A 1601-nucleotide genomic window follows, 5' to 3' on the forward strand; every position below is an offset into this window, starting at 1 on the left:
GCGATGCGGTTGGCTCGCGCCTCCAGCTCGCCGTACGTCCATACCGCCTCTCCGCTTACGAGTGCCGGCTGCTCCGGCGTTCGTGCAGCCTGCTGGTCGAACAGCCCATGCACCGTCGCTTCCGCAGGCAGCTCCATCGCCGTATCGTTGAATGTCACCAGCAGCTCTTCCCGCTCTTCGGCCGTCAGTAGTTCCAGCTTGTCTACCGCCACGTTCGGGGTGGACACGATCTGCTCTACCATCCGCATCCAGTGACCTTGCAATCGCTCCATTGTGCCTTGCTCGTACACCTGTCCGTTGTAATCGAAATGAATGTGCAACTCTTCTCCCGGCTGAATCATCACATTCAGGTCATAATTCGTTTGTTCGTCCGCTTGAACCCCCGTAATTTCCAGTCCGCTTGCATCCGCAGACGCTTCTGCCTGCGCAGTTTGCATCGGATAGTTCTCGAACACAAGAATATGGTCGAACAGTTCTCTCGTTCCGGCGCACTGCGCCTGGATCTCATGCAGCGGATAGTAGGCGTACCCTTGCGAGGCCAGCGCCTGCGCCTGCATGCGGCGCAGCAGATCCGCAACCGTCTCCTGTCCCTCGCACGTTACCCGGACAGGCAGCGTATTGATGAACAGTCCGATCATCCCTTCCACGCCGGGCAGGTCTGCCGGTCTGCCCGACACGACGCCGCCAAATACCGCATCCCGACTGCCGCTGTAGGCGTGCAGCACTAGTCCCCATGCCGTTTGCAGCAGCGTGCTCACCGTTACGCCGTACGCAGTGGCCACCATTGCGATGGCTTTGCTCTGCTCCCGAGGGACGATCCAGCTCACGCGTTTCGCTTCATAGCCTTGCGCCTGACGCTGCTGCTTCGGCAGCGCAGACAGCGCTTCGCTGCCCTCCAACTGCTCCTTCCAGTAGCTTCGTGCCGAATTCCCATCCTGCTCGGACAGCCAGCGGATATAGTCGCGGTACGCGCGGACGCTGCGTAACGGCGCCTCTTCTCCGGCGCGCAAGGCGTTGTAGATCCCCAATACTTCTTCCATGACCAGCGGCAAGCACCAGCCATCCATCAACAGGTGATGGAAGCTCCATAACACCTCGTGGGTTTGCTCTCCTGTTCGAAGCACCGACACACGCATCAGGCTCTCCGACGCTACCGCAAAACCTTTCTTCCGGTCGTCCGACTTCCACTGCGCTATGCAGGCTGCCTGCTCGCCCGCGTCGTATATCGACAGATCGCGATAGGCGATTGTAAACGGCCGCTTCCGGTACACGACTTGCAGCGGCTCACTTCGCCACTCACTGTCGATGCTCGTTCGCAGCACCGCATGCCGCTGTACTACGGCTTGCCAGCTTTGTTCAAATGCTGCCGGCTGCAGCTCGCCTTGCAGGGTCAGATGGATCTGGTTCACGTAGGCGCCGGCTTGCGGATCCAGACGGCTGTGGAACAGCATCCCTTGCTGCATCGGCGTCAGCGCGTACACATCTTCGATCTCACCTAACGCTTCGCTCCGCTGCATGAGCGCATCCAGCTCTTCTTGCGTAAAGCCAGGCTGCAGCAAATCGCTTGGCGTCAGTTCCATTCTCTCCTGCGCGACACAATG

General features: G+C 59.8%; 1 protein-coding gene. It reads right to left on the bottom strand.

The window, feature by feature from the left end; translation table 11 throughout:
• On the bottom strand, positions 1–1601 hold a 1601-nt coding region (locus BP95_RS30600), incomplete at both ends, for a condensation domain-containing protein (protein WP_036667214.1).

Source organism: Paenibacillus sp. UNC217MF (assembly GCF_000686865.1).
GTDB classification, from domain to species: Bacteria; Bacillota; Bacilli; order Paenibacillales; family Paenibacillaceae; genus Paenibacillus_B; species Paenibacillus_B suaedae.